General features: G+C 38.9%; 31 protein-coding genes and 1 pseudogene. 4 read left to right on the plus strand and 28 right to left on the minus strand.

Annotated elements, in window-relative coordinates; genetic code table 11:
* Positions 1–3 precede the first annotated feature (3 nt).
* The gene (locus tag C7E02_RS09150; protein ID WP_081646566.1) at positions 4–216 is read left to right on the plus strand and encodes an AzlD domain-containing protein; all 213 of its coding nucleotides are present in this window, start codon (positions 4–6) and stop codon (positions 214–216) included.
* Between the two features lie 5 nt (positions 217–221).
* Here C7E02_RS09150 and C7E02_RS09155 read toward each other — a convergent pair whose 3' ends face one another.
* The 3 genes from C7E02_RS09155 to C7E02_RS09165 all read right to left on the minus strand — a co-directional run bounded on the left by C7E02_RS09155 (position 222) and on the right by C7E02_RS09165 (position 2,313).
* A complete protein-coding gene (locus C7E02_RS09155) occupies positions 222–479 on the minus strand; it encodes a hypothetical protein (RefSeq protein ID WP_005340787.1) in 258 nt (85 codons plus the stop codon).
* Positions 480–559: 80 nt separating this feature from the next.
* Positions 560–1,180 carry a DUF4317 family protein gene (locus tag C7E02_RS09160; RefSeq protein WP_029732119.1) on the minus strand — a complete coding sequence of 207 codons (621 nt, stop codon included), beginning with the start codon at positions 1,178–1,180 and terminating at the stop codon, positions 560–562.
* Between the two features lie 245 nt (positions 1,181–1,425).
* Positions 1,426–2,313, minus strand: a complete 888-nt coding sequence (locus C7E02_RS09165) for a LysR substrate-binding domain-containing protein (RefSeq protein ID WP_022278589.1) — start codon at positions 2,311–2,313, stop codon at positions 1,426–1,428.
* A gap of 147 nt (positions 2,314–2,460) precedes the next feature.
* Between C7E02_RS09165 and C7E02_RS09170 the strand changes: the two genes are divergently transcribed.
* Entirely contained in the window at positions 2,461–3,498 is a 1,038-nt protein-coding gene (locus C7E02_RS09170; protein WP_022278588.1) for a YeiH family protein, read from the plus strand.
* A 6-nt stretch (positions 3,499–3,504) separates the two neighbouring features.
* Here C7E02_RS09170 and C7E02_RS09175 read toward each other — a convergent pair whose 3' ends face one another.
* The 23 genes and pseudogenes from C7E02_RS09175 to C7E02_RS09290 all read right to left on the minus strand — a co-directional run bounded on the left by C7E02_RS09175 (position 3,505) and on the right by C7E02_RS09290 (position 21,209).
* A complete protein-coding gene (locus C7E02_RS09175; RefSeq protein ID WP_005340793.1) occupies positions 3,505–4,176 on the minus strand; it encodes a TVP38/TMEM64 family protein in 672 nt (223 codons plus the stop codon).
* A 169-nt stretch (positions 4,177–4,345) separates the two neighbouring features.
* A complete protein-coding gene (locus C7E02_RS09180; protein ID WP_278336557.1) occupies positions 4,346–5,347 on the minus strand; it encodes an aldo/keto reductase in 1,002 nt (333 codons plus the stop codon).
* A 79-nt stretch (positions 5,348–5,426) separates the two neighbouring features.
* On the minus strand, positions 5,427–6,470 hold the full coding sequence (locus C7E02_RS09185; protein WP_029732116.1) for a helix-turn-helix domain-containing protein: 1,044 nt from the start codon (positions 6,468–6,470) through the stop codon (positions 5,427–5,429).
* Positions 6,471–6,640: 170 nt separating this feature from the next.
* A complete protein-coding gene (locus tag C7E02_RS09190) occupies positions 6,641–6,964 on the minus strand; it encodes a hypothetical protein (protein WP_105309391.1) in 324 nt (107 codons plus the stop codon).
* A 149-nt stretch (positions 6,965–7,113) separates the two neighbouring features.
* A pseudogene (locus C7E02_RS09195) lies at positions 7,114–7,467 on the minus strand (AAA family ATPase); the annotation flags it as partial.
* A gap of 137 nt (positions 7,468–7,604) precedes the next feature.
* Complete coding sequence (locus C7E02_RS09205; RefSeq protein WP_105309392.1) at positions 7,605–9,197, minus strand: hypothetical protein; 1,593 nt, start codon at positions 9,195–9,197, stop codon at positions 7,605–7,607.
* Positions 9,198–9,426: 229 nt separating this feature from the next.
* Positions 9,427–10,401: a calcium/sodium antiporter gene (locus C7E02_RS09210; RefSeq protein ID WP_005340800.1), complete on the minus strand. Its 975-nt coding sequence runs from the start codon at positions 10,399–10,401 to the stop codon at positions 9,427–9,429.
* A 19-nt stretch (positions 10,402–10,420) separates the two neighbouring features.
* Complete coding sequence (gene cobA / locus C7E02_RS09215) at positions 10,421–11,953, minus strand: uroporphyrinogen-III C-methyltransferase (RefSeq protein WP_242978784.1); 1,533 nt, start codon at positions 11,951–11,953, stop codon at positions 10,421–10,423.
* Between the two features lies 1 nt (position 11,954).
* Positions 11,955–12,887, minus strand: coding sequence for a hydroxymethylbilane synthase (hemC, locus tag C7E02_RS09220; protein ID WP_105309394.1), 933 nt, complete (start codon positions 12,885–12,887; stop codon positions 11,955–11,957).
* Positions 12,888–12,889: 2 nt separating this feature from the next.
* Positions 12,890–13,513: a precorrin-2 dehydrogenase/sirohydrochlorin ferrochelatase family protein gene (locus tag C7E02_RS09225; protein WP_242827100.1), complete on the minus strand. Its 624-nt coding sequence runs from the start codon at positions 13,511–13,513 to the stop codon at positions 12,890–12,892.
* Positions 13,482–14,072 carry a biotin transporter BioY gene (locus tag C7E02_RS09230; RefSeq protein ID WP_005340808.1) on the minus strand — a complete coding sequence of 197 codons (591 nt, stop codon included), beginning with the start codon at positions 14,070–14,072 and terminating at the stop codon, positions 13,482–13,484. Before C7E02_RS09230 ends, C7E02_RS09225 begins: the two co-directional genes overlap by 32 nt.
* Before the next feature lie 22 nt (positions 14,073–14,094).
* Positions 14,095–14,526, minus strand: coding sequence for a M67 family metallopeptidase (locus C7E02_RS09235; RefSeq protein ID WP_005340810.1), 432 nt, complete (start codon positions 14,524–14,526; stop codon positions 14,095–14,097).
* Between the two features lie 26 nt (positions 14,527–14,552).
* Positions 14,553–15,392, minus strand: a complete 840-nt coding sequence (locus C7E02_RS09240; RefSeq protein ID WP_005340812.1) for a HesA/MoeB/ThiF family protein — start codon at positions 15,390–15,392, stop codon at positions 14,553–14,555.
* Positions 15,392–15,598 carry a sulfur carrier protein ThiS gene (gene thiS / locus C7E02_RS09245; protein WP_005340813.1) on the minus strand — a complete coding sequence of 69 codons (207 nt, stop codon included), beginning with the start codon at positions 15,596–15,598 and terminating at the stop codon, positions 15,392–15,394. The genes C7E02_RS09240 and thiS overlap by 1 nt, the downstream gene beginning before the upstream one ends.
* Before the next feature lie 25 nt (positions 15,599–15,623).
* Positions 15,624–15,941: a thioredoxin family protein gene (locus C7E02_RS09250; RefSeq protein WP_105309395.1), complete on the minus strand. Its 318-nt coding sequence runs from the start codon at positions 15,939–15,941 to the stop codon at positions 15,624–15,626.
* Position 15,942: 1 nt separating this feature from the next.
* Positions 15,943–16,188, minus strand: a complete 246-nt coding sequence (locus tag C7E02_RS09255; protein ID WP_005340819.1) for a sulfurtransferase TusA family protein — start codon at positions 16,186–16,188, stop codon at positions 15,943–15,945.
* 50 nt (positions 16,189–16,238) lie between these two features.
* Positions 16,239–17,108, minus strand: a complete 870-nt coding sequence (locus C7E02_RS09260) for a 4Fe-4S binding protein (protein ID WP_029732106.1) — start codon at positions 17,106–17,108, stop codon at positions 16,239–16,241.
* Complete coding sequence (locus C7E02_RS09265; RefSeq protein ID WP_005340822.1) at positions 17,092–17,511, minus strand: PLP-dependent transferase; 420 nt, start codon at positions 17,509–17,511, stop codon at positions 17,092–17,094. The genes C7E02_RS09260 and C7E02_RS09265 overlap by 17 nt, the downstream gene beginning before the upstream one ends.
* The gene (locus tag C7E02_RS09270; protein ID WP_105309396.1) at positions 17,499–17,780 is read right to left on the minus strand and encodes a PLP-dependent transferase; all 282 of its coding nucleotides are present in this window, start codon (positions 17,778–17,780) and stop codon (positions 17,499–17,501) included. The genes C7E02_RS09265 and C7E02_RS09270 overlap by 13 nt, the downstream gene beginning before the upstream one ends.
* A gap of 22 nt (positions 17,781–17,802) precedes the next feature.
* Positions 17,803–18,081 (minus strand): hypothetical protein, encoded by a 279-nt coding sequence (locus C7E02_RS09275; protein ID WP_005340825.1) that lies wholly within the window; start codon positions 18,079–18,081, stop codon positions 17,803–17,805.
* Between the two features lie 15 nt (positions 18,082–18,096).
* Positions 18,097–19,494 carry a YeiH family protein gene (locus C7E02_RS09280; RefSeq protein WP_105309397.1) on the minus strand — a complete coding sequence of 466 codons (1,398 nt, stop codon included), beginning with the start codon at positions 19,492–19,494 and terminating at the stop codon, positions 18,097–18,099.
* A 300-nt stretch (positions 19,495–19,794) separates the two neighbouring features.
* Complete coding sequence (locus C7E02_RS09285; protein ID WP_005335357.1) at positions 19,795–20,451, minus strand: ECF transporter S component; 657 nt, start codon at positions 20,449–20,451, stop codon at positions 19,795–19,797.
* 125 nt (positions 20,452–20,576) lie between these two features.
* On the minus strand, positions 20,577–21,209 hold the full coding sequence (locus tag C7E02_RS09290; RefSeq protein ID WP_105309398.1) for a hypothetical protein: 633 nt from the start codon (positions 21,207–21,209) through the stop codon (positions 20,577–20,579).
* A gap of 368 nt (positions 21,210–21,577) precedes the next feature.
* Here C7E02_RS09290 and coaBC point away from each other — a divergent pair, with 368 nt between their 5' ends.
* A complete protein-coding gene (gene coaBC, locus C7E02_RS09295) occupies positions 21,578–22,783 on the plus strand; it encodes a bifunctional phosphopantothenoylcysteine decarboxylase/phosphopantothenate--cysteine ligase CoaBC (RefSeq protein WP_105309399.1) in 1,206 nt (401 codons plus the stop codon).
* A gap of 306 nt (positions 22,784–23,089) precedes the next feature.
* Entirely contained in the window at positions 23,090–23,851 is a 762-nt protein-coding gene (locus C7E02_RS09300) for an IclR family transcriptional regulator (protein WP_005340833.1), read from the plus strand.
* Between the two features lie 164 nt (positions 23,852–24,015).
* Here the strand turns inward: C7E02_RS09300 and C7E02_RS09305 are convergent, their stop codons facing one another.
* Together C7E02_RS09305 and uxaC are read right to left on the minus strand one after the other, a co-directional pair.
* Positions 24,016–25,026, minus strand: coding sequence for a LacI family DNA-binding transcriptional regulator (locus C7E02_RS09305; protein ID WP_105309400.1), 1,011 nt, complete (start codon positions 25,024–25,026; stop codon positions 24,016–24,018).
* Between the two features lie 30 nt (positions 25,027–25,056).
* Positions 25,057–26,463 carry a glucuronate isomerase gene (gene uxaC, locus C7E02_RS09310; RefSeq protein ID WP_005340837.1) on the minus strand — a complete coding sequence of 469 codons (1,407 nt, stop codon included), beginning with the start codon at positions 26,461–26,463 and terminating at the stop codon, positions 25,057–25,059.
* Between the last annotated feature and the right edge of the window lie 88 nt (positions 26,464–26,551).

A 26,551-nucleotide genomic window follows, 5' to 3' on the forward strand; every position in this document is an offset into this window, starting at 1 on the left:
AACATGACATTAGCTCAACAAATCATCACTATCGAACTTTGTGTACTTGGTACAATGACTACACGTTTCCTGCCTTTTCTTGTATTTCGTGAAAACCGGGAAACTCCTAAGTTCATTCAATATGTTGGAAATTTTCTTCCATCCGCAGTTTTCGGCATGCTGGTATCAATTGCAGGAGGAACCATCTGCTATATATTATTGCTACATTTTTGTTAAAAGGCCTATGCATCAAAATCAGCCACAAATTCACCTTCCGGTGTTTTCATTTTTAGGATTCCAAGATTAAAATCCTCTTCTTGAATTGTAATGTGATATTCAAAAACTACGTCATCTTCAAATTTAGACAACAGAATATACTCTCCATTATCCTTTCCGTCAATCTGATCACAGATATCATCATACACATCTGCTCCGGAAATATTTCTTGGATATCCTGCATCCTTAATTTTTTTCTCAATTGCTTCGTATAATTCGTTCATACATTTTCCTCTCTTTCTTCTATGTGAGGCTATCCCCCACATTCTTGTCTTTCTTAATTATAGCTTTTTTCTTTTGTTCATCATATTCCAAGCATTTCCAGCAATTCTATATGAGGATGGTTCATGTCAGCCTGATATATATCTATATAATTTAATGCCGCGCTTTCATCCATAAATGCCGGAAACAAAAATCCACACTCGGGTTCTCCCGGTTCATAATCACCACTCACCGGGCAAATCACGCAGATTAGATATTCATACATTTTCTCGGATTCTCCCTGACGCTCATGATCCGTTCCCTTCATCGGAATATCATAACGGTCGTGAAACACGTAAACAGCATAATCACCTTTTGATTTATAATTTGCTCCTACAATCTCATAAAATGTCTCCATTAATGCGTCATTTTTCAGTCCGCATGCCCGCATTCCCATCAAAAGCTTCCACAAGCTGTCATTTTGCATATTTTCCTGCAAAAATTTGTATTCTTGCAAGTTTTGATTCGTTTCTGCAAACGGAACTTTCTTTGCAATCTGCAAGTTTTTCTCTCGATCCGACGGACTTAATTTCAAAAATGCAATATTAAATGTCCCGTCAATGCAACCGTCTGAATTCATGTATCCCCCGGCTATCCTTGTCATTGATGTTCGCTTAACTGTCATGCGCCTTGTAAGCGCCAGCATATCTTCTCTGTCAATCATTCTCTTCTTAACAAGCTCCTTACTACTTTTACAATCAGCTTTTCAGTCATTAATAATATTATTATGATGCCAGGGTCAAAAAGTCTAAATCCACATGAGCTTGCTCATAAGTGGATGAAAGACCTTGGGATCCGCCCCAACATCATTATTATAATGGTAGATGAATATTATGGCAAATACTGTTGCTCATTTATTTAGCATGACTTAACGTTTATTTAGATTTACCTTATTTGTGTATTGAAGTTCTATTTAAAAATGGATAGCTCCTTACATATTTCTACATATTTATCCGTATAAATACTGTCTTTTTCCCAGATAAAATCAAAATCATGCTGCATCTTAAAATCCGAAAGCTTTATTTCTTTCAACACTCCCGACTCTAATTCATCCGCGACTGCAATCTTATACATAAATGAAATTCCACAATCCCGTTTTAACAGACCTATAATCGTGTGCATATTTTCCACTTCTATATAACGCTCAAAGTCAGAAATTTCCATTCCTCGTGCCAAAAGCAACTCTTCCAGTATATTCCTTGTCCCCGAGCCACTCTCCCGTACAATCAAACGTTCGTTTTTCAGATCATTCATAGTCTTTGGATTCTTTTTCAGAAATGTATGGGAAACCTCGCAGACCCCAATGTAATCTTCTGTACTATAATTCATGTGTCCGTAACTATCTTTCGGATAATTTCCTTCCACTAAAGCAAGATTAATCTTCCCTTCATCTAATAACAAAAGCAACTGTGACGTATTCCCAAAATGAATATGTAAATTCATATCTGGATGATGATTCATAAAATCCGCAATCCTGTCAACAACTGCATATTCTCCAATCGTCATTGTAACTCCGATAGATAATAATTCGATATCTCCACTGACACTTTTCATTTCTTCTAAAATCGAGAGCTGATCATTTCTCATAGTCATCAGACGCTTTTTAAGTATCTTTCCGGTCTGGGTAATGTACAATTGTTTATTGTGATACAAGAATAGCTGGGTATTATATTCGTTTTCAAGGAAACGAATATGTTGCGAAACAGCCGGTTGTGTAATATTTAATCTCTTTGCTGCCTCTGTAAAATTCATGGTTTCACACACTGTGAGAAAGGTATTCGTCCTAAAATCTAACATAGTATTTTTCCCTTCTGGTTTGCTATTTTATCAATAAGGATTTCTTATATTTCAATAATATTATATAATTTTTTATTATTGTTTTCCAGTGTTATAATCAATTAGAAAAATAAAAATTATTAAATTTAAACGAGAGGTAAAAAAATTATGGATTTTATCAAAAAGAACTTATCTGGTATTTTGGTTTGTTTTATAATTGCTGTACCTGCCTGGCTTCTTGGAAAAGCTTTTCCGGTCATCGGCGGTCCGGTCATTGCAATTCTCGCCGGAATGCTCATCACATTGATTTGGACAGATAAAGGGAAAGCAGAATCTGGCATTAAATGGACTTCCAAAATTATTCTCCAGACTGCTGTCGTACTATTAGGATTCGGAATGAACCTCGGTGTAATCCTGCAGACCGGGAAACAATCACTGCCAATTATTATCTGTACAATCAGTACTTCCCTAATCATCGCATGGCTGCTTCGCAGGATTATCAATGTTCCGTCCAACACTGCGATTCTGGTTGGTGTTGGTTCTTCCATCTGTGGAGGTTCTGCTATCGCAGCTACTGCTCCGGTTATTGACGCCGACGATACGGAAGTTGCCCAGGCAATTTCTGTAATCTTTTTCTTCAACGTCATTGCTGCTGTACTATTCCCTGTACTTGGGCATGTCCTCGGCTTTGACACAACGAGCGGTTCTTCCTTCGGACTGTTCGCCGGAACAGCAATTAACGACACTTCTTCTGTAACCGCAGCTGCATCCACCTGGGACAGCATGTGGAATCTTGGAAATGAAACATTGAATAATGCTGTTACCGTTAAGCTGACTCGTACACTTGCAATCATTCCAATTACACTTGTATTGTCTCTGATCCACGCAAAATCCGCATCTGTAAATGGTGAAAAAACAGGGAATTTTAGCATAAAGAGAGCATTTCCGATGTTTATTTTATACTTCATCATTGCAGCAATTATCACTACTGCATGTATGAGTATGGGAATTAGTGCTGATGTATTCGCACCGCTGAAAGAACTGTCCAAATTCTTCATCATTATGGCTATGGCTGCCATTGGTCTGAACAGTAATGTTATAAAATTAATAAAATCTGGCGGAAAGCCACTTCTTCTCGGTGCTTCCTGCTGGATTGGAATCACCATTGTCAGTCTGACTATGCAACATATTATGCACCTTTGGTAATTTTGTTTAGATATTTTTTTGTTTCTTTGTAAATAATATTTTTAACATTATGGAACCTATAGATACTAGAAGTCTACAAAAAGCTACTAAAACAAATTCTATTGAAAACGGATTATTTAGCTTTTCTCCTAATAAGGTCGTCGTCACAATGCTAAGTAATGAACCACTGATTCCTGCCACAAGATAAATCAGATAATTCACATCACATGCACCAAAATACAAGCTGACAATATCTCCTGGCAGGAACCCAACGATTCTCGTTATAAAGCAAGTAAAAAATGTATTTTGTTTTTGATATTCTGATAACTTCTTTGCCTTCGGATATTTCTGAAATATTTCTTCTGTAATCTGTTTTCCACTACATTTTCCAAGACAATACGGAATTGTAATGGAGACAGACAGACCAACTGTACTAATGAACACAGCTGCCACCGGCGAAAACAATATTCCACTGGCAAGATATAAAATAGAAAGCGGCAGAACTATCGTCAAGCTCTTTAATCCAAATAACAGAAGTAGCATTATCACCGCAAGCACCACATTTTTCGGTGTATATTTTACAATTGTATCAACGGATAATGGTTCCCCTGATATTTTCACGATCAAAACAAGTATCACCGCTATTGCTAGAATTGCCATAACCGGAATAAATTTTTTCCACTTATCTCTCTGATTCATAATCATCACTCCACATTTCATTCTATACTATTTATTGTATGAACGCTGTTTACTTATTTATTTTTATCTTACCCCCATTTCTTCCCAGAAAAAATAGACAAAACCGAAGCTTTGTCTATCACTTTCTTCACTTATGAATTATCGTTTCTGTCCACACCTGACTTGCTAATTATTTTGCGTGCACAAGACTCAATGCATCAATTTTTTTCAGCTCTTCATCTGTAAAAGGTGCACTTTCAAGAACCTTCAGATTATCGAGAATCTGCTCTGGTTTTGATGCTCCTACCAGAACACTTGTCACTATGCCATCTTTTAATACCCAGTTCAATGCCATCTGCGCCAGGCTTTCACCTCTTCCTTTGGCAATTTCATTTAAACCACGGATACTTGTGATTTTTTCTTCTGTCAACTGACTTGCCTTAAGGAATCGTCCATCTGTTGCAATACGGCTGTCTGACGGAATTCCGTTCAGATAGCGGTTTGTTAATGTTCCCTGTGCCAGTGGGCTGAATGCAATGATTCCTTTTCCAGACTCTACTGCCGCTTCCTTCAATCCATTTTTTTCGATTGTGCGGTCAAAAATAGAATAGCGGTTCTGATTAATTATAAATGGACAATGCAGCTCTTTCAGAATTGTAGCTGCCTTCTCCATATGTACTCCATCATAATTAGAAATCCCAACATACAGTGCTTTTCCGCTTCGGACAATCTGCGCCAGTGTTTCCATTGTTTCCTCTAATGGAGTTTCCGAATCCATACGGTGATGATAGAAGATATCGACATACTCCAGTCCCATTCTTTTCAGACTCTGATCCAGACTTGCTGTTAGATATTTTTTACTTCCCCAGTTTCCATAAGGACCATCCCACATATCAAAACCGGCTTTTGTACTTATCAACATCTCATCACGATAAGCTCCGAGATCCTCTTTTAGGATTCTCCCAAAATTAATCTCTGCACTTCCCGGCTCCGGACCATAGTTATTGGCAAGGTCAAAGTGTGTGATCCCGTGATCAAATGCTGTAAAGCACATTGCTTTCATATTATCATAATCACCATTTGATCCAAAGTTATGCCAAAGTCCCAACGAAACTTTTGGTAATAATAACCCACTTTTCCCACATCGATTATACTGCATAGTTTCATATCGTTTTTCGTCTGCCTGGTACATCATTTATCTCTCCTTCATATATGTATTTAAACTCCTTTGTTATTATATTATCATTTCTCCCAAATAAAAGCTACTTTTTCTATTCTTTCTCCGGCACACCTTCAGATTTGATTAGATACCCTTCTATTTCATCAAAATGAATGGTGTACTGATATTCACTCTCTCTACCTTCTTTTTCGGCATCAGCATCGGCATAGTAGGTAAGACGGACCTGATACGTATTTTTCCCGTCCCGCCATGATTCATCACCGATCAGCCAGTCGTTTTCAAGATTTTTATCCTTTTTCAGTAATGTCTCAGCATATTGCTGTGCCCCGCTCCAGATTCCCATATTCCGGCGCTGTCCCTGCATGGTATTCTGATACTGCCAGAGTGCAGCAAACATAATAGCTGCCATAATTCCTGTAAAAAGAACCGTTTTATACTTCTTTTCTTTTTTCTGTCTTTGCCGACGGACACACCGGATTGTTCCAACCATCATCATCGCAATCATGAACAGATACCACAATGTCCAGAAAATCTGTTCTGTTCGTTCTATTCCACCCGGAATCCATTCTGCAATACGGTCACCCCAAATATAATTAACCAGTGATACCAATATTCCAATAGACAAAATCGATGCCACACCATAAATTCTCCGGCTTTCTTCATCATCAATATTCTGAAAAAAATACCACAGAGAAACAAACACGGCTGCTGAGAGTCCGCCGAGCACAAGACCGCCTCCAAGACTGGCAATTTTTGTTGCCCACGCTAATGTACCCACGCCAATCACCAGAATTCCGGCAATGATATTAGCGTTCTTATCCTGCTTTTTCAGTTGCTTTGAAATGTCATCTGCATTTTGAAGCATCTCAGCCACCTCCTTCTGGGTATACTGAGTTTCTGTCGTATCCATATCACCTGTCGGTTTCTTTTTTTCAGAACGCATCAATTCCAGTACCGAAATTCCAAGTACCTGTGCCAGTGGTTCTAATGTCTGGATATCCGGAAATCCAAGTCCACGCTCCCACCGGCTGATTGCTTTATCCGTCACATGAATCTTTTCTGCAAGCTCCGCCTGCGTCATTTTTTTCTCTTTTCTTATCCCGGCAATGAACTGCCCGAACTGTTTCGCCTCCACGTCTTGTCACTTCCTCCTGCTGTTCCCGCTCCGCTATTTTAAGGTGTGCAAAGCGTTTTTATAGTCTCAGCATAGGGAAAACAGACTGCTTTGTCAATCTACGAATCCTTTATCTCCCATTTTGCAACTATTATATCCACACAAATGAACATATTGGGAAATAAATATCCTTACGAACAAACCCAATCTTCTAAATGTTCCAATATTTCTTCATCGTAAGGGGAATTGATTGTATGAATACGTCCGGCAGGAATATTATGAATGACACATTCTGCCCATTCCCCTTCTTTTATTTCAGAAAATAAGTCCTTGCCCTTTTTCCACTTCTTCCAATCTCTATACATGTCAATAATCTCACGTTGTTCAAAAGTGTGGTCGTTCATTGGAATCGTAATAGTATCCCCAACTCTTATGACTTCTCCCTTTTCTGCAGTAATCCCTATAAGAGTAATATTTTCATCATATCCTGATGCTGAAGCGCTTGTAAAAATCATTCTATTCACCTTAAATCCTATTCTCTGATGATTTTTAATAAAGGATATGGCTTTCGCCAGACCCTCATCATTTTATTCACTCTATAACTCTTCTACTTTACAGGAGTGTTCTTTTGTTTCTTTATCATAACTAATTCCCACTTCAAGACTTCCATGAGTTCTTTATTCGGAATAAAAACCATTCCATTATCATATGTTAAAAGTTCATATACAACCATTGCTGAATAAATCTCTTCTTTCGTCTTTAATTCCTGTGCTGTGGCTGCATACTCCTGTATACCGGACGGTATCCTTTCTCCGGCAAACATCAGCGTAAGATCATTCTGAATCTGATCCACATTATACTGAATATAAGTAAAAATGGAATCATACTTTCCGGAACTCACCCAGTAATTCAACAATTGATTATCTGTCAATGCACACACAACTGAACGTGGATTATATAACCGTTCTCCTGCTGCTGTATGATACCCGTCATACCATTCTCTTAGACTTTCTCTGGTGTCATAAAATGTATTCGCTCCGGATCAAATCTATCCTGCTGTGATCTTTCCTCTGCCGGATATCCCATCGCAAATAAGGAAAATACTACTCATCATTCTAATCTCCTTCTTTTCTATTATCTTTTATCCTCTCACACTTACCAAGTCGTCTTGTGTTCATCTGTCACTTCCAGTGTATCAGGATTTACCAGATAAAAATCAACTAACTGTGTATCGTATGTTCCACCCGGATACTTTTTCTCCAAAACATACTCGTCACAGTATGTTCCGTTGTCATCTGTCTTTTCTCTATTGTAATACAGACCGTATTCGACACTTACCTGATTTCCATCCTTCGTCTCCTGTCCTGTACTGACAATAACATACGTCTCTCCTTTTGCATTACTGCTGTAAGTGAATTCCGGATTTTCTAATGCATTTGTCTCAATCAGATAATTATAGACTGCCTGCATTCCATTTCTCATTCTTAACCATTCATCACTTTCATATGGTTCTGCATTATCCTGTGAATCACTATTTCCTGTATCAGAATCCGCGCTGTCTGCATCGTTGTCTGTCTGGTCATTATTTTCTGTATTTTCCGGATTGGAAGCGTCTGGCTGTTCATTTGTAAATGTATCATCTTTTGTCGGTACATATATTTTTTTCATAATGAATGGATTATTCGTTACATACTCTGCTGTATAAACATTATACCCCATATTACTCCAGCTGACTTCCAGATAGGTGTATCCATTTTCTTTTCTCGTGACGGTTTCCTTATCATCCAGTCCCAGAAATACATCCAGAAAATTAATAAATAGCAATATCAGCCCTGCAATTGCAATTACTGCACATATGATAAATTTCACAACTTTTTGGATCCATACAGGCGATGTAATATTCAGGTGTCTGTGCAGCCAGATAATTCCCAAAATTAACATTACAAACAGTCCCATATTTACAACTATAAGCGAAATTGCAGAAAATACATATCGAATTTCATATCCTGCACCCCGGTTAATTCCATATGCAGTTCCTAAGAACCAAAATGTGTATGCCAGGAAGATCGTAACTACGAAAGCAAGACCTGGGTATTCTTTTTTGACAGGTTTCATTTGTTCCAGACACGCTGTCATCTGCTCCAGATCATTCATCTGAATCCAGTTTTCCACCAATTCGGAAGCCGGGTAATTTCCTGCATCATCTTTGATGCCTGTATACCGTATCTTTGCTTTTTCTATTTCCTCTTCATCGTCTTTAAAAGAAGCTATAATGATTCTTAAGAAATAAATTAGTTTCATTTCTTTCGCTTTACATTTTTCGATATGCATTGCATCTAATGCCTGTGCTGCTTGTTCATACTGCTTCATCTTGACAAGAATAATTGCATTATTCAGAAGCGCCTGATTTGCCAGAATCGGATTTTTCCAGTATTTGTGATGGTACAGATACAGGTTAAAGTCATGTCGTTCTTCCAGAGACATTTTACATGCGTGCTTTCTGACATAAGACGCATAGCATATGGTAAAACCCCAGGAAAAAACCAAAATTGCCAGTAACCAGCACAAAAATCCATTTATTTCCAGCAAATCATAACGAAACTCCAGATATGCTGCTATAAAAAGAATTACGAAGCTCACTATCATAATCAGCCATCGGATATAGCTGTTCTTTTTCGCCTTTCTTCTCCCCACTTCATTCCAACTGTACTCATCTTCTTTAAAATCATGTACATGATAAATATTCATACATTTTCACTCCTCTTTACGATCATAAATTCTGCCTGCTCTACAACACGATTTTTCAATCACAGCCCTATCTGTAAAAAATATTATTCTTTCTGTACTTTCTGTATGCTTTCTAGTTTATAGAGAAAATGTCCCAGACATTCACACATCTGAGACATCTGCCATTCATTTATTCTGTTAACCTTTTAATTCTGCTTGATTCTTCTCTTTGCAACTTTACCTGCAAGTTTTATCGCATACATATATATACCATATATACTGCATACATGCATAACATAGCAATGCCTTCTTTTCGGTTAATGACTTTTGAAGTCCACGCAAATACAAGAACTGCACTACTCATTATGATCAGTATAAGAGTGTCCACAATATTGTCCATCAGAAATCCTACCGGACTGATTGCTGCTGCAATTCCAAGCACAAGTAAAATGTTAAAAATGTTAGAACCTATTACATTTCCAAGCGCCATATCAACTTCGTTCTTTCTCGCTGCAACAATGGAGGTCACAAGCTCTGGAAGACTTGTTCCAAGTGCAACGATTGTAAGTCCGATCAGTGTCTGGCTAAGTCCGAATGACAATGCAATATCTGATGCACTGTCAACAACAAAATCACCTCCGAATTTAATTGCGATCATCCCTCCAACAATAAAGAGTATGCTTTTCCACATTGGAATAATTCTGATTTCATCTTCTACATACTCTCCGGATTCTTTCATCAGCTCGTCCTCTTTGTGCACTGATCTTGCTTTCTTTACGGAATTGATCATCCAGACAAGGTAACCTGCGAAAAGAATTAAAAAGGCAATTCCATCGATGTGTCCCAACTTCATTCCCACATATCCTAGTGCGATCAGCAAAACTGAACAGATAATCGATAATGGAAATTCTTTTACAAGCGTATCTTTTTTTATTGTAAGTGGGGCAAATAAAGCACATGCTCCACATACGACCATAAGATTAAAAATGTTCGATCCGACAACATTGCTGACCGCAAGTGTATTATTCCCGGCAAGTGATGCTGTTACACTGACCGCACATTCCGGAAGGCTCGTTCCCATTGCTACAATTGTCATACCGATAATCATGGAAGGAATGTAGAGTCGTTTTGCCACTGATGAACTTCCTTCTACGAAATAATCTGCTCCTTTCATCAAAAGTGTAAATCCTATCACAAGAATGATGATTGATTTTACAAGTTCCATTCATCTGTCTCCTTCATCTCTATTTATTTTGGCTACCATTATACCCCAATTGTATGAAAGAAACAACCGACTTATTTTTTGTTATCAAAGAAACAACTGACTCATAAGTACTTTCTTCCGACTCGCAAATATTCATTACATTCTTTTTCTTAAGTGCTTCTGTCGTCTTTTTGCCAATAGAATAAGCTCGTTCTACCATTATCTCCTCTGGCAGCATCTGAAAAAAACGTTCCACATTGGACGCACTTGTAAATACAGCTTCTGAAATAACTGTATCTACAGGCTTTAATATATAATCTTGCTCTGATACATTTACATTTTCATATGCATCTGTTTTTATGACATGGCAAAATTTCTGAAGTTCTCTCTCCAAGTCTTCGGAGGCCTCTTTTGCAGAAAATATACAGACTTTCGTCTGGTCACTGATCTGTTTTTTTAAAGCTTTGGCAAGCCCTGCTCCTGTCTGCTCATCTGGAACTAAATCTGCTTTTATCTGATAGTTCTTTAACTCCTGCTCTGTTGCTTTTCCTACAACTCCAAAACGAATTTTTGCAAGGCATCGGATATCTGTGTCATTGAATTTCATATTATAAAAAAAAGCCCTGACACCATTTCTGCTTGTAAAGAGAATCCAGTCGGAGCTGCTAATTTCTTTTTCAAAATCTGAAATTGGGATTGGTAGAATCTTTCCAACCATGATTGTATCAACATCTGCTCCGAGCTGTTGCAAATCTGTAATCAGCTTATTGAAATGTGTTCGTTCTCCCATAGCTTCAATATATGGTACGGTTATTTTTCTCCCGAATAATGGACGTTTTTCAAAAAAATCCAATTGGTCATTCAATGAAACAACATTCCCCACAACGATGATTGCCGGAGATTCCAGTTTTGCACATTTTACTTTATATCCGATACTCTCCAATGTTCCGATACATTTTTTCTGCGTAGCCAGTGTTCCGTTGGATATCACTGCTGCCGGAGTATCCGGTCTTCTTCCAGCTCTTATCAGTTCTTCTGCAATATGTTCTACATGTGCAAGTCCCATCAGAAATACACAAGTCATGGATTCATCGGTAAGCAGCGTATAATCAATCTGCGCTTCTTCGTCTTTTTTACTGTGAGCTGTAATGACCTGAAACCCTTTTGCAATCCCTCTGTGCGTAATTGGAATTCCTGCGTCTGCCAATGCTGCAACGACAGAACTAACTCCTGGTACGACTTCTACATCAATCTTTTTTTTCCGAAGATATAATGCTTCTTCACCGCCTCTTCCAAAGACGTAGGGATCACCACCTTTTAGCCGTACGACCAGACTGTATTCTCTGGATTTTTTATATAATAATTCATTGATCGTATCTTGCTTCATGATATGCTTGTGATTTTCTTTTCCGACATAAATGCACTCACAGCCATGCTTTGCCATTCCAAGCAGTTCCGGCGATGCAAGTCTGTCATAGATGATACAGTCTGCCTCTTCTATATATTTTTTCCCTTTTATCGTGAGCAGACCGGTATCTCCTGCCCCTGCTCCAACTAATATAACTTTACCCATTTTATTCTTCATGACTTAATTGTATTTGAATTTTTTCTACTGCTTCTCTGGCAATCTGTCTGCAGATTTCATCTATCTGTGATGAATCCTCTATTTTATTTAAAACTGCAGATTCCACCTTTGTATATGCCATTTTTTTTCCATTCTCCGTTCCAAACATTGCTCTTAATACTAGTTTTTCATCCTGTATCTTGCAATATGCTCCTACCGGAAGATGACAGCTTCCTCCAATTTGTTTCAAAAATTGTCTTTCTGCTTTTACACATATATCTGTTTCCTGATCAGACAATCTATTTAGTTTTCTGATTAATTGTATATTATCTGCTTTTACTTCCAGAGCAAGTGTCCCCTGGGCCGGGGCCGGAATCATCTGATCCGGCTCAAGATAGCAGGTAATCTCTTGCTCTCTTCCTAGTCTGTTAATACCTGCTGCGGCAAGTACAATTCCATCCATCTCTTCTTCCTGCATTTTTCGAATCCTTGTATCTACATTTCCACGGATCCCAACTATGTTAAGATCAGGGCGGATTTTCAGAAGCTGATACTTTCTACGCTTGCTTCCCGTTCCGATCACAGCTCCTTTCGGAAGGTCGTCCACAGACACTGCCTCTCTCAAGATCAGAACATCTCTTGGATCTTCCCGCTTCCATGCCTTTGTAAATATTAGTCCATCTGCCGTTGTATCTGGCATGTCTTTCATAGAGTGTACTGCAAGATGAATCTTCTCTTCCAAAAGTTCTTCCTCAATTTCTTTTACAAATATGCCCTTTGATCCAATCTGGTCAAGCTGGCTTTTCTGATCCATATCTCCGGTCGTTTTTATGATTACTACATCAAATTCATCTTCCGGAAATGCACTTTTTAATTTTTCAATAACCTGCTTTGTCTGGGCAAGCGCCAGCTTTGATCCTCTTGTTCCTACCCGGTATCTCATATCTACTCCTGTGGCAATTCTCCATTTTCAATGGCTGTATTTACTATTTCTTTAAATATTTCTTTTCGTTTTTCTTCTGTGTCATACTTTTCTATCACACGCTTTCTGATCTTCCCCATATATTCATTCAATTCTCCAAGAAATGGTGTCAGGATCTCCTTTTCCTGACTTTTTAAATATTGTGCCAGCACAGGGCTGTTTCCACCACTCGAAAATGCTGCAATAAGATTTTTTTCTTTTATATATGAAGAAAAGATAAAGCTGCAGTCCTCTTTCTGGTCCACAGCATTTACCATAATTCCTTTTGAATTACAGATTCCCGCAATATGGTGATTCAATTCTTTATCATCTGTTGCAGCGATCACCATAAACATATTATCACAATCTGCATCTTCAAAACACTTTTTTTGTAATTCTAACTGATTACTTTTTTTTACAATTTCATTGATTTTATCGCAGATATTCTCTCCGACTACAACCACTCTGGCTTCAAAATCCAGAAGTACTTTCACTTTCCGGTATGCCACCATCCCTCCGCCGACCACCAGGCACGGCTGATCCTTCAAGTTCACAAACATAGGAAAATACGCCATATTACACCACTTTCCGATCCATACTATACTCATGCATCATCCCAAGAAATACTGGACGGAGCTTTAAGGAAAATGCTGTCGCCAATACACATAATATAAAATCCGGTGCAATCGTAATCAGACAATATTCCACAACTACAACGCTCCAGCTCACAGGAGTTGCTGCATAAAAATTATTTATACAATAAAAGTAAATTGCTCCAATCGTATAATAAGTCACCAGTCCCGCAACTGATGCCATTAAGAACATTCCCTTATGATTTTTTCCTACTTTTTCTGTAATAGTACCAATGACAAATGCTGCCAATACAAAACCAAGTAAGAATCCAAATCCTGGTCTGAAAATGTATGCAGGTCCACCTCCGGCAGCAAATACCGGAACTCCGACAAGGCCAATGCTAAGATACACGATCACACTAACCGTTGCAAGTTTTGCACCAAGCAGAAAACCTGCCATCAACACAAAAAACCATTGAAATGTAAAGTGCATGGTGTACATTGGCAATGGTATATCAACTTTTATAAATGCACCGATTGCGATCAAAGCTGCAAACAGTGCACAGGTTGTCAATTCTTTCGTTTTTAATTTCATTTTTTATTCCTTTTTACTATACTTAGAAATAATATTCATCTGAATAAATTCGCAAATCCTCTTTTTCCACCTGACCCTTTTCTATATGGAAAGAATTCAACACTGGATTTTCTGCCATAAATGATATGATCATATAGCTGGCATTGGAATCAAATGCAAGTTTGATATCCTCCTGCGACGGTCTGGACGGACTGGATGGATGTGAATGCCAGTTACCAAGTGGTTTTAATCCATTCGCCCTCATATCTTTGATTGCTGACAGTTGTTCTTTCGGATCCAGTGTAAAATGATCCTCTGCATGATCAACATTTGTCAGGTAATAAACTTTTTCAATTAAACGACCATTTTCATCTTCGCTTCCTGCGATCAGTCCGCAGGCTTCTTCTGGAAGATGCCCGGTTGCATACCGGGCAATTTCATCAAGAAGTGTATATTTCATTCTTATAATTGCCATACTTATACCTCTTCACTGATTACAAATTACTCTTCTTTTCTTGGTGCATCAAATCTGCCTGCTGTCTCCTCACATACTTCCTGTTCGTAATCAATCGGCTCAAGAATTGTCGGGTGATCTCCGCACACTGCACAGTTATGAGTATCTTTTGGAAGCTTAATTTTATGAAATTCCATCGTCAGAGCGTCAAAAGTAAGCAGCGCACCTGTCAATAAATCTCCAACTCCCAGCAAATATTTGATTGCTTCCATAGCTTGAAGGGAACCAATGACTCCACCCATAGCTCCAATGACACCTGCCTGCTTGCAGGTTGGAACTGCATCCTTCGGTGGTGGATTTTTAAATACACATCTGTAACATGGCCCTTCTCCCGGAACATATGTCATAAGCTGACCTTTAAAACGGATAATTCCTGCATGTGAAAATGGTTTCTTCTCCAGTACACATGCATCGTTGATCAGGAATTTTGCCGGAAAATTATCTGTTCCGTCAATAATAAAATCATAATCCCGGATCAGTTCCCTGATATTCGCAGAATCCACGAACATGCGGTATGTATTGACTGTAACGTCCGGATTCATGGCATTCATTGTCTCTTTTGCCGATCTGACCTTTGCTTTTCCTACATCTGCTGTTGTATGGATAATCTGTCTCTGAAGATTGGACAGATCAACTTCATCTGCATCTACAATTCCGATTGTTCCAACTCCTGCTGCTGCAAGGTACATAGCTGCCGGAGCCCCAAGACCACCGGCTCCAATAATCAGAACTTTCCCTTTCAGCAACTTCTTCTGACCTTTTGCGCCTACTTCTTTTAGAATAATATGGCGGGAATAACGTTCAATCTGTTCATCTGTCATTGCCATTAACATCCACCTCCCATGAAATAAAGAAATTCTACAACGTCTCCTTCTTTTAATACGGTTGTCTCTTTCTCATCTGAAGGAACAAACTCTTCATTAATAGATACCGTTACATACTCTGGCATCTCTACATTTTCCTGCTCGATCAACTCCGGTAATGTCAGATTATCCTTTACTTCTTTCTTTTCTCCTGAAACTACGATTATCATAATGTCTTCCTCCTGACCCATATTATTACAGTAAAGCTTCCACCCAGGTCTTAAGCTCTGCCAGAGTGTGTGCTCCTATTTTTCGATCTAATACTTCTGCATTTTTTACAAAGAGAAGGGTTGGATTCGCTGCTATCTGATATTCTTTTGCCAGCTCTTTATCAAAATTGGTATTCACCTTATATACATATAATTTTCCTTCATAATCATCTTCTACATCTCCCAATACCGGCGCAAGCTTTTTACACGCTATGCAAGAATCAGAATAAAAATCTACGATGACCGGAAGATCGCTCTTTAAAACTTTCTCTTCAAAATCAGCCTTGTTGATCCGTACTGCCATATTATTCTTCTACCTTTCTGACATACAGTGTATAAGTTCCGTCCGCATTATCCTCAAGCTTTAAGATTTTATGTCCTTCTTCTTTCATACTTCTTGGAACATTCTGAACAGGCTCTCCGTCATTCATTCGAATTGCAAGGACTTCACCATCATCCAGCTCTTCAATTGCTACTTTAGCTTTTACAAATGTGAGTGGGCAAACCTTATCTGTAATATCTACCTGGTCGTCAAATTGTATTTCTGCCATGCTCTTTCTCTCCTTTTCGATTCTTATCTTCATTTTGTTTGTCAGTACACCTATCTGCCTTCGTAAGCAGCCCGAACCTCTTTTTTGAATTCTTCCTTTCCGATTCTCTCAAGTGTCAGTCGGAAACGCTCACCTGCATTTGCATGCTTTTCAAAAAATGAAATAGCCGCATCTGTGACTCTGAAAAGAGTTTCTTTATCACGGATGATCGGAACAATCTGTTCACCTTTATAAATCTTATTTCCAAACAATCCACCAAAGGAAACAATATAACCCGGCTCGCCGACCCACGCGTCTGTTGGACAGCTCTTTACACATCGTGCACAGTTATTACATTTTTCTCTATCGATGACGATTTTTCCATCTTCCATGCGAAGTGCTCCTTCGCGACAGGCTTTTACACACACGCCACACTGGATACAGTCATCATGATTGCACTCAACTGTCATGCCTCCTTTGATTCCAACATCGTTCTCCTCTGCTTTCAAGCAGTTGTTCTGGCAGCCTGTAACACCAAATTTGAATTTATGAGGAAGTTCTCTTCCAAAATATCTTGCATCTAATTCCTTTGCCAGTGTATAAGTATCAATGCAGCCACTTGGACAGATAGCTGCGCCCTGACAGGCTGTGATCGTACGGACTCTCGGTCCACAGACACCTGTTCCGACTCCTCCTTTTGCAAGCTCTTCTTTTACTTCATTGATATCTTCTACTTTTATAAATGGAATCTCAATTCCCTGCCTGGAAGTCATATGCACATATCCATGTCCATACTTTTCAGCCACCTCTGCAACTGTCTTTATATTTTCAGCAGTCAGATTTCCTCCCACAACTGCAAGTCTTAAGGAAAAACAACCTTTCTGCTTTTGTCTCATAAATCCACCTTTTTTTAATGCAGCATAATCAACCTTTTCTGCCATTTTCATTCTCCTCCTGTACCTTGTTCCTGATTAGTCTCTGATTTTTAAGCGTCTTTGTATCTCCTATGTTGGAAATGATATACGGGATTGTAAGACTGTCAATAAATTTAAATGCCTTTTCTTTACTTCCTACGCGAAGTGTAAGAATTGCGCCATATCCATGTTCAAACTGTTCTTTTGCAACATGATGCCAGGAACTACTTTCCAGTCCCGGATAATTTACTATTATATCAGAATAATTCTCTGCAATCCAGTGTGCAAGTTCCAGTGCATTTTGGCACTCACGTTCCATTCTAAGTCCAAGTGTTTCAATACCGATCAGATTCAGATATGCATTGACCGGAGAAAGGCATGCCCCTGTATTTCTAAAAATCCCATTCCGAAGTTTTGCTACAAAAGCCATCGGTCCATTTTTGTTGTAATTCCAAAAGTTTCCAGATCACGGAACAGATCAATACTCCCTCCGTAAAATCCGGCACTTGATACAATCTCATCACCACTTTGCAAAATATTTAAAAATGCATTCGTAAGCGCTGCCATACCGGAGGCACATGCGACCGAAGCAATTCCACCTTCCAGCTTTGTAATTCTGTTCTCAAATGCTGTGACTGTCGGGTTCGCAACTCTTGTGTAACAAAATCCCGGTGCTTTATTTTCAAATATTTTTTCCAGATTTCCAGACGTTTCCTGTTCTTTATTTTAATTTTTTATCCAGCCATATCCAAAATTTATACATAACACCGCCCCATATCAGAAACAGTGCTATATGAAACCACATTGGAAACTGTGTATGAAAATGGCTTCCATTTACATATTTTCCAAACTGCGGAATATCGGCATAATAGTATGCCCCTGCCCCGAAGTCCAGTCCATTCACCAGTCCAAGCCCATTTCCCATAATATATATAACGACTGCTGCAAGTGCAGCATAAAAAACTATTTGAAATATAAATTTTGCGGTATGTCTGATCATTGCAATTCCTTCTTTCTATACAAGATGTGGCAGTGGGAAGAATTTTCCTGATAATAAAATATATACTGCAGCAAATGTAAGTACTATATTAAACAGCTGCCCTACAACATAAAGAACTAATGGCTTTCCTCCCTGGAACTGTTCTTTAATCTCTTTAAAATTCGTATCCAGACCAATGCTTACAAATGCAAGTACAAAAACCCAGTTCTTATACTGATCCAATACAGTATTAATCTGTGAAACTGTCTCTGCCCCTGCCAATGGCACAAAGATGAATGATGCAGCTAAGGATGCGGCAAAAAATCCAAGAATGAACTTCGGAAGTCTATACCAGATTTCTGCTGCAGTCACATGATTTTCTGTTGCTTTACCACTTGCATCTGATTCCACACGAGTGGTAAAAAATACTGCTACTGCAAATGCAATAAATCCAATCAGAATATTCTGAATTGATTTAACAAGGACTGCTGATGTCTGTGCAGTTGCCCCAAGTGCTGTACCTGCTATAGTAACTGCTCCTGTAGAATCAACTGTTCCTCCAATCAGAGCACCTCCCATTAATTCACTCATTCCTGTTGCTTTAATAATAATTGGCTCAAATACCATCATGATCACTGTAAAAATAATAGAAATTGAAACAGCAAGTGAAAGATCTGTCTTCTTTGCTTTTGAAGCTGCTCCTGTTGCGATTGCAGCTGATGTACCACATACAGATGTTGCCGTTGCAACTGTAATAACCAATGGCTTGTTATCCATTTTTAAAACTCTTGTTCCAAAGAACCACATAAAAATAATAACGATCGGTGTGACAATCCAGGCAATTCCAAGTCCATATAATCCAAAATTAACAATGTTGCTAAAAAGTACCGAAAATCCCATAACAACCAGTCCTGCTTTTATATAATACTCTGTCTGTACGGCAGGTTTTAACCATTTTGGAACCCCTACTGTATTCGATACAACAAGACCTACGATCAATGCCCAAAAAGCCCATTCCAGATATCTGTTTAAGGTAAACTGTGCGCTGATAAATCTTACAAATACAGATAAAATAAATAATCCGATATATGCAGGAACATATTGATTCACCGATTCGCCTCTAAGCTTTACACCAACAGTAAACAAAATACCCAGTACAAGAAATGTTCTAACCAGTGCAGCCCAGAAGCCTATTTTTGAAAGCTGGTCAAACACACTGATTCCATTTCCCCATGTATCAAATTTTGCTGCCGAAAAATCAAATCCTCCTATCAGAATGGAAACCGCACTGACTGAAATTAAAATAAATCCAATCCATACCGCAAGCCAGTCTTCTTTCTTCCATAAATCTGATAGCTTTGTTTTTCCTTCTGATACAAATACTTCATTATGTACAGTTTTCTTTACATTCTGATTCATTGTTATACTACTCATATCTTCTCTCCTTTATATCCTCTCTTTCCTATCGGTTAAGTAGGATATTACCAAAAGATGATACTTTCGTCAACACTTTAAATTATACAGATAGACAATGGATAGTTATAGCTTTTATTTATAAAGCCAAACTATCCATTGTCCTGTCCTCTTTTTTAATTTTTTTGTGCAATATTTTGAATATCCCTTCCTGTAATACCATCACAGACCATTACCAGATCCGTAATTCTAACAATATTGAAAATTATACAAACGCCCCACGGTAATTTCCGCGGGGCGTATTCGTGCCTATTTAAGTGTTTATTTTGCTGTCTGTGCGTCAATAAATGAAAAATTCATTCTTTTTAATACCTGGATCAGCACTTTTCCGATTGCAAGCACCAGTACTGCTGCTGCAATTGCTTCCGGAATACCAGATGCTGTAACAGTTCCCATAACAAGTCCCCATACAGCGCTTATTGCTACATCCTTTGCCTGTGCATACTGCTGTGCAAATAACAGATAAATACTTCCCATAACTGTGATCGTATTCACCATAGATCCGACGAATCCAACGATTGGAAGTGCAATGATCTGATTCACTTTCAGTTTGTTAAAGAGAATCCATAACCATCCGGCTGCGATTCCAATCAACATACGGCATCCTACAGAAATCCAGATTGCCTTGATTGCTCCCGGAATTCCAGTAGTGCTCATGAACGGAGAAAACGCAAAAGACAAAAGGGTTGGTGCCATTGTGTTGCTCACCAATGAACATACACCAAACACAAATCCAAGAATTGCCCCTGCTGACGGTCCCAACAGAATTGCTCCGATGATTACCGGGATGTGTACGGTTGTCGCCTTAATAATTGGAAGCTGGATCATTCCAAGCGGTGTGTTCGCCAGAAGAATGACAATTGCTGCCATAAGTGCAACACTGACCATCCACTGAGTGTCGTGTTTTTTTGTTTTCATTATTCAATTACCTCCTTGTTATCATTCCTGCCATGCAGGATACAATACAATTACCGAGTAATTATAACATCTGTTCTACTATAGATACAAGTATTAAATTAAGTACATTTCTTTTCAAGAAGAATCTATACATCATAGTCGGCAATACAGGAAGACAATGTCTTGATGACCGTATCAATATCATCCGGTGTCTCCTCTTCTCCAATCCACTCAACTGTACAGGCAAACACATCACCATCTGACAATTCTACCCAAACACGATAACCACTCAACTCTTCCATATTATAGGAAAAATAATTCCACCTTTTCCCATTGTATTCACTGCTCTGTGTATCCATTGCCGGAATCGTATCATCAGAATTTGCAGTATACAGATATTGTACTTCTTCCTTCATATCACTTTCTACAGTGGAAATATCTGCATTCCTAAGAGTCATCACATATTGCAGACTGCTTCCATCTACATTTCCAATACGTTCAAATGCTCTTGCCGTGTCCGAAGAAAAGTCTGTCTCTGAACATCCTTTTGGTGCAGATACTTTTATAGTCCATACATCGTCCTCCGAAGATAACTCGTACATCTTATTGTCTGCCGCTTTCGTCTGAGTATCACTTTTATCATTATCTTTAGAATTGTCTGCATTCTGGCTTCGTTCCGTCTTCGCATCTGCCTGATTATCATCCTTTTCTTTATTGCCACACGCTGCGCTAGAAACACTTATCGTTAATATCATCAAAAATACCGCTGCTTTTTTCATATTCTTTTCTCCTCTCTCTAAATATCCTGATATTCCAGAACTGTTTCACTAATTTTAACATTTTCTCAAAAAAAAGTCATCCCTTTGTGTCTCCTCATCTTGCAAGAGACTGCCAAACACGCTATAGTTGAAATATAAAGATGCCAGGGTCAAAAGGTCTAAATCCACATGAGCTTGCTCATAAGTGGATGAAAGACCTTGGGACCCGCCCCAATATGAGCCTAAAAGTGGGATGGCAATCCCACGATATGCGAATAATTGGGAGGATTGTGGGAGTGCAAAGCACGGAACAATCCGTAGGCATCATAGTTGGGGCTTTTGCCCCCAACATCAATATAAATCATACAAAGAGAAAGAGGTTTATTTCTATGATGTTAAAAGATAAAACCATTCTATTAGGTGTTACCGGTGGGATTGCTGCATATAAAAGTGCCATGCTTGCCAGCCGTCTTGTAAAGACCGGTGCCTGTGTTCATGTTATTATGACCCAGAATGCCACTAATTTTATTAATCCAATCACATTTGAAACGTTGACGCGCAATAAATGTATTGTAGATACTTTCGACCGCAATTTTGAATTCAAAGTAGAACACGTTGCTCTTGCTCAGAAAGCAGACGTCATCATGGTTGCTCCGGCAACTGCAAATGTAATTGCAAAACTTGCACACGGACTGGCTGATGATATGCTCACTACAACTATTCTCGCAAGCAAAGCTCCTAAGATCATTGCTCCTGCCATGAATACAGGAATGTATGAGAATCCTGTCACTCAGGACAATCTAAAGCTTCTTAAAAAATATGGTATGGAGGTCATCACTCCGGCTAATGGCTGGCTTGCCTGTGGTGATGTCGGTGCCGGAAAGATGCCGGAACCAGAAGATTTATTCGAATATATTTTAAAATGTATAGCATGTAAAAAAGACTTGCGTGGGAAAAAAGTACTGGTCACCGCCGGTCCTACTCAGGAGGCAATCGATCCAGTGCGTTATATCACCAACCATTCCTCCGGGAAAATGGGCTACAGCCTCGCGAAAGCGTGTATGCTTCGCGGTGCAGATGTAACTTTAGTCACAGGTAAAACTGCTCTTACTCCACCGCCATTTATAACGACCGTCCCTGTCATCTCTGCTAAAGATATGTACGAAGAGGTTACTGCAAGAAGTGCCGGTATGGACATGATCTTCAAAGCTGCCGCTGTTGCTGATTACCGGCCAGTCCACATAGCTGATGAGAAAATCAAAAAATCGAATTCTTCCACTTCCATTGAGCTGGAACGTACAGATGATATTTTAAAATATCTTGGAGAACATAAAGTTCCCGGCCAATTCCTCTGCGGCTTCTCTATGGAAACGGAAAATATGCTGGAGAATTCCAGAAAGAAGCTGGCAAAAAAGAACCTTGACATGGTTGTTGCAAATAATCTGAAAGTTGCCGGAGCTGGATTTGAGACGGACACCAATGTTGTCACAATGATTACAGATACAGAAGTTCTGAAACTTCCAATTATGAACAAAGAAGAGGTTGCATTCCACATTATCGACCAGATTTTATCTATGCAGAACACTGACAGATAACAACCCATGAAGGCAATTTAAGCAGTCTTATTTTGAATAAACAGCATTCTTGAAAGTGAACAGGCAGTCCTTTTGGACTGCCTGTTCTGATGATGATATATAATTACTTATGGGGTTATATGTTTGGTTTCACATTATGAAATCTATTTTCATATCGTGAACCTTTCTTTACTATGAATTATACACGAACTCATAAAAAAGTCAAGTTTTTTTTGCTCTTTCTTCTATATCATGCTACAATAGATGACAGACAGTGAGGAACTCTGTTATCCCACTGTAAATAGTTTTATCTAAGGAGTTATAACATTGAGTGAGAAAAATCCAATCCAGGTCTCTGACCGAATTTTCCGGACTATTGAACTGCTTGCCAGATCCGGACCTTCCGGTCTTCTTGATATCAGTAATGAACTGGAATTAAATAAAAGTACTGTCCATCGCATTTTAAATTCCTTAATTTGCATGGACTATGTAAAACAAGATCCGGATACTTCCAAGTACAGTCTTACCTTTAAGATCTGCAGTCTTTCTAATCAGGTCCTTTCACATAACAGTCTCATTGATATTGCAAGGCCTTACATTCAGGATCTTGCTGAACAGACCGGCGAAACTGTTCACCTCGTACAGATGGAAGGAATCAACGCTGTATATATCGATAAAGTAGAAGCACCACATAATTCTGTTCGTATGGTATCTATGGTCGGAAAAACAATCCCTCTTTACTGTTCCGGTGTCGGTAAGGCAATTCTTGCTGATATGGATGATGACCAGATCCGTCAGATTTGGGAACAGAGCGAATTACACACTTATACAGCCAATACTGTTACTGACTACAATACCTTTTTAGAGGTCATCGCTGCAATTCGTAACAACGGATATTCCATGGATAATGAGGAGATGGAAATCGGAGTCCGGTGCATTGCTGTATCCCTTGGCTGTGTACACCACAAATTGCCATATGCTATCAGCATCTCTGCTCCAAAGGACCGCATGAAAGATAAGCAAATTACCCAATATAAAAAGCTTCTATTAAATACTAAAAAGCAGTTACTTGCTGAATTGGGACAGTAACATTTTAATTGAACAGAGCGAATTATAAATAGCTTTTTATCATGAATCATTGTAGAGAATAAGAAATGCCAGATAACGATCTATTTCCTAGAATCGTTATCTGGCAATTATTTTATTTCTTTTTAATTTAAAAACTTTCCTAATTAATTTTTAAGTTTCACGCTTTAAAAATCCGTCGTACATCTCTTTTTGATTTCGCATACAACTTCATTCTGCGGTGGCACATCAGTATCTCCCTGCAGAACCCGTAACATATAATCTACAGTGTCATTACACATCTTCTCCAGATGATTGTCCACAGAAGTTAATTCCGGTTCACAGCCTACCGAAAGCTGCGAATTATTATATCCTGCAATTTCAATATCATCTGGTACTTTAAGTCCTTTCACATTCGCATACTTAAGTGCTCCAATCGCGAGTCCGTCATCCGTTGCAACAACACTGTCAAACTCCAGATTCTTATGTGAAAGAAGCATATCCCTGACATGATGAATCCTGTTCTTTGTATAGAACTTTAATTCTCCGCGAATCGGATATCCGGCATCGCGAAGAGCGGCCTCATACCCCGCCATCTTCTTCGATGCGCTGTATGAATAGGAATCACACAAGAATAAGATTTTCTTCTTTCCTCGACGGATAAATCCACTCGTCACATCATATGTTGCCTTAAAATCATCACAAAAAGAACAGTAGATATTCTTTCCTTCTACGAATCCATTGATCAGAAATACCGGTGTCTGCTTTGCAGCTTCTTTTATGTATTCCACATCTTCCGGGTGTCCTTCCCGACCTGCATAAGTAGAACTTACCAGAATAAGCGCATCAATCCGTTTCGACAGTAACATTTTCGTATGTGTCTCTTTCGCTTCCAGGTCATAACCACTGCATCCCAAAATACAGTCATATTCATACTGATGCAGACGTTCTTCAAGGAATGCCACTGCCTGTGCAATAAATGCATCCGATATATCCGGGCACAAAATCCCGATGGTCTTCATAGAATCCAGTCCAAGTCCCCTTGCAAACACATTTGGCGTATAGCCACACTGTTCCATCACATCAAGAACCTTTCTTCTGGTCTTCTCACTGACCTTTGTACTTCCATTTACCACTCTTGAAACAGTCGCAATGGACACTCCCGATAATTTTGCGACATCATAAATATTCACTGCCATATGCAAAAACTCCTACTAAGCTTCTAATTCCTATACGTCAAATTTAAAGTACTCCACTGCATTGTTGTAAGAAATTCCCTTTACAATCTTCTCCAGTGTCTTGTAATCATCCGGATACTCTCCATTATCTACCCATCCTCCAATCAGCTCGCAAAGGATACGTCTGAAATATTCATGACGTGTGTAAGATAAGAAACTTCTGGAATCTGTAAGCATTCCTACAAAGTTACTTAAAATACCAAGGTTTGCAAGTGATGTCATCTGAGCTGTCATTCCAACTTTGTGATCATTGAACCACCATGCACTACCCTGCTGGATTCTTCCAACGGTCTTCTCATTCTGGAAGCATCCGATGATTGTTCCGATAGACTCATTGTCGTTCGGATTCAGAGAGTACAGAATTGTCTTTGGAAGTGCATCTGTATCAGACAGTGCATTTAACATATCTGCCATTTCTGAAGATGGTGCATAGTTGTTGATGCAGTCATATCCTGTATCTGGTCCAAGCTGTTTATAACGTACTACATTATTGTCACGTTTGCAACCATAATGAAGCTGCATTACCCAGTCACGTTTATGATACTCTTTTCCAACTGCAAGAATAAAGGCTGTCTTTACTTTCCGTTCCTCTTCTTTTGTGATTTCTCCACCTGCAAGACGTTTGCTGTAGATTGCCTCGATTTCTTCCTCGGAAGCCGGTGCGTACATTACATACTCAAGAGCATGATCTGATACAGAGCAGCCTCTCTCCTGGAAATAGTCCATACGTTTTACAAGCGCCTCGATCAGAGTCTTGAAGCTCTTTACTTCAATTCCACTGACTTCACTTAACTTTTTAAGGTAATCAAGATACTCTGGTTTCTCCAGATTCATAGCCTTATCTGGTCTCCATGCCGGAAGTACCTTTACATCAAATGTATCGTCTTTTGCAAGTTTCTCATGATATTCAAGAGTGTCAATCGGATCATCTGTTGTACAGATTAATTTTACATTTGACTTTTTAATGATATTTCTTACGGTCATATCATCCTGTGCAAGCTTCTCATTGCAAAGATTCCATACTTCCTCTGCTGTCTCACCGTTTAAGTATCCTTCATATCCGAAGTATCTCTTTAACTCCAGATGACTCCAGTGATACAGTGGATTACCGATCAGTTTTTCAAGAGTCTCAGCCCATTTCTGGAATTTTTCACGATCTGTAGCATCACCTGTGATATATTTCTCATCTACACCATTGGAACGCATCTGACGCCACTTGTAGTGGTCTCCTCCGAGCCATACCTGTGTGATATTTTCAAACTTTCTATCTTCACAGATCTCCTGTGGGTTAATATGGCAATGATAATCTACAATCGGCATGTTCTCTGCATAATCATGATAAAGTTTTTTTGCCGCATCACTTGTTAATAGAAAATCCTCGTCCATAAATTTCTTCATTTTTCTTTCCTCCTGTGTTCTATGCTTGCATCGTCTGTATTGTAAACGCTTACATTTATTACATTTTACCCCAACTACACATATGAAA

This window comes from Dorea sp. Marseille-P4042, assembly GCF_900290215.1.
Taxonomy (GTDB): domain Bacteria; phylum Bacillota; class Clostridia; order Lachnospirales; family Lachnospiraceae; genus Dorea; species Dorea formicigenerans.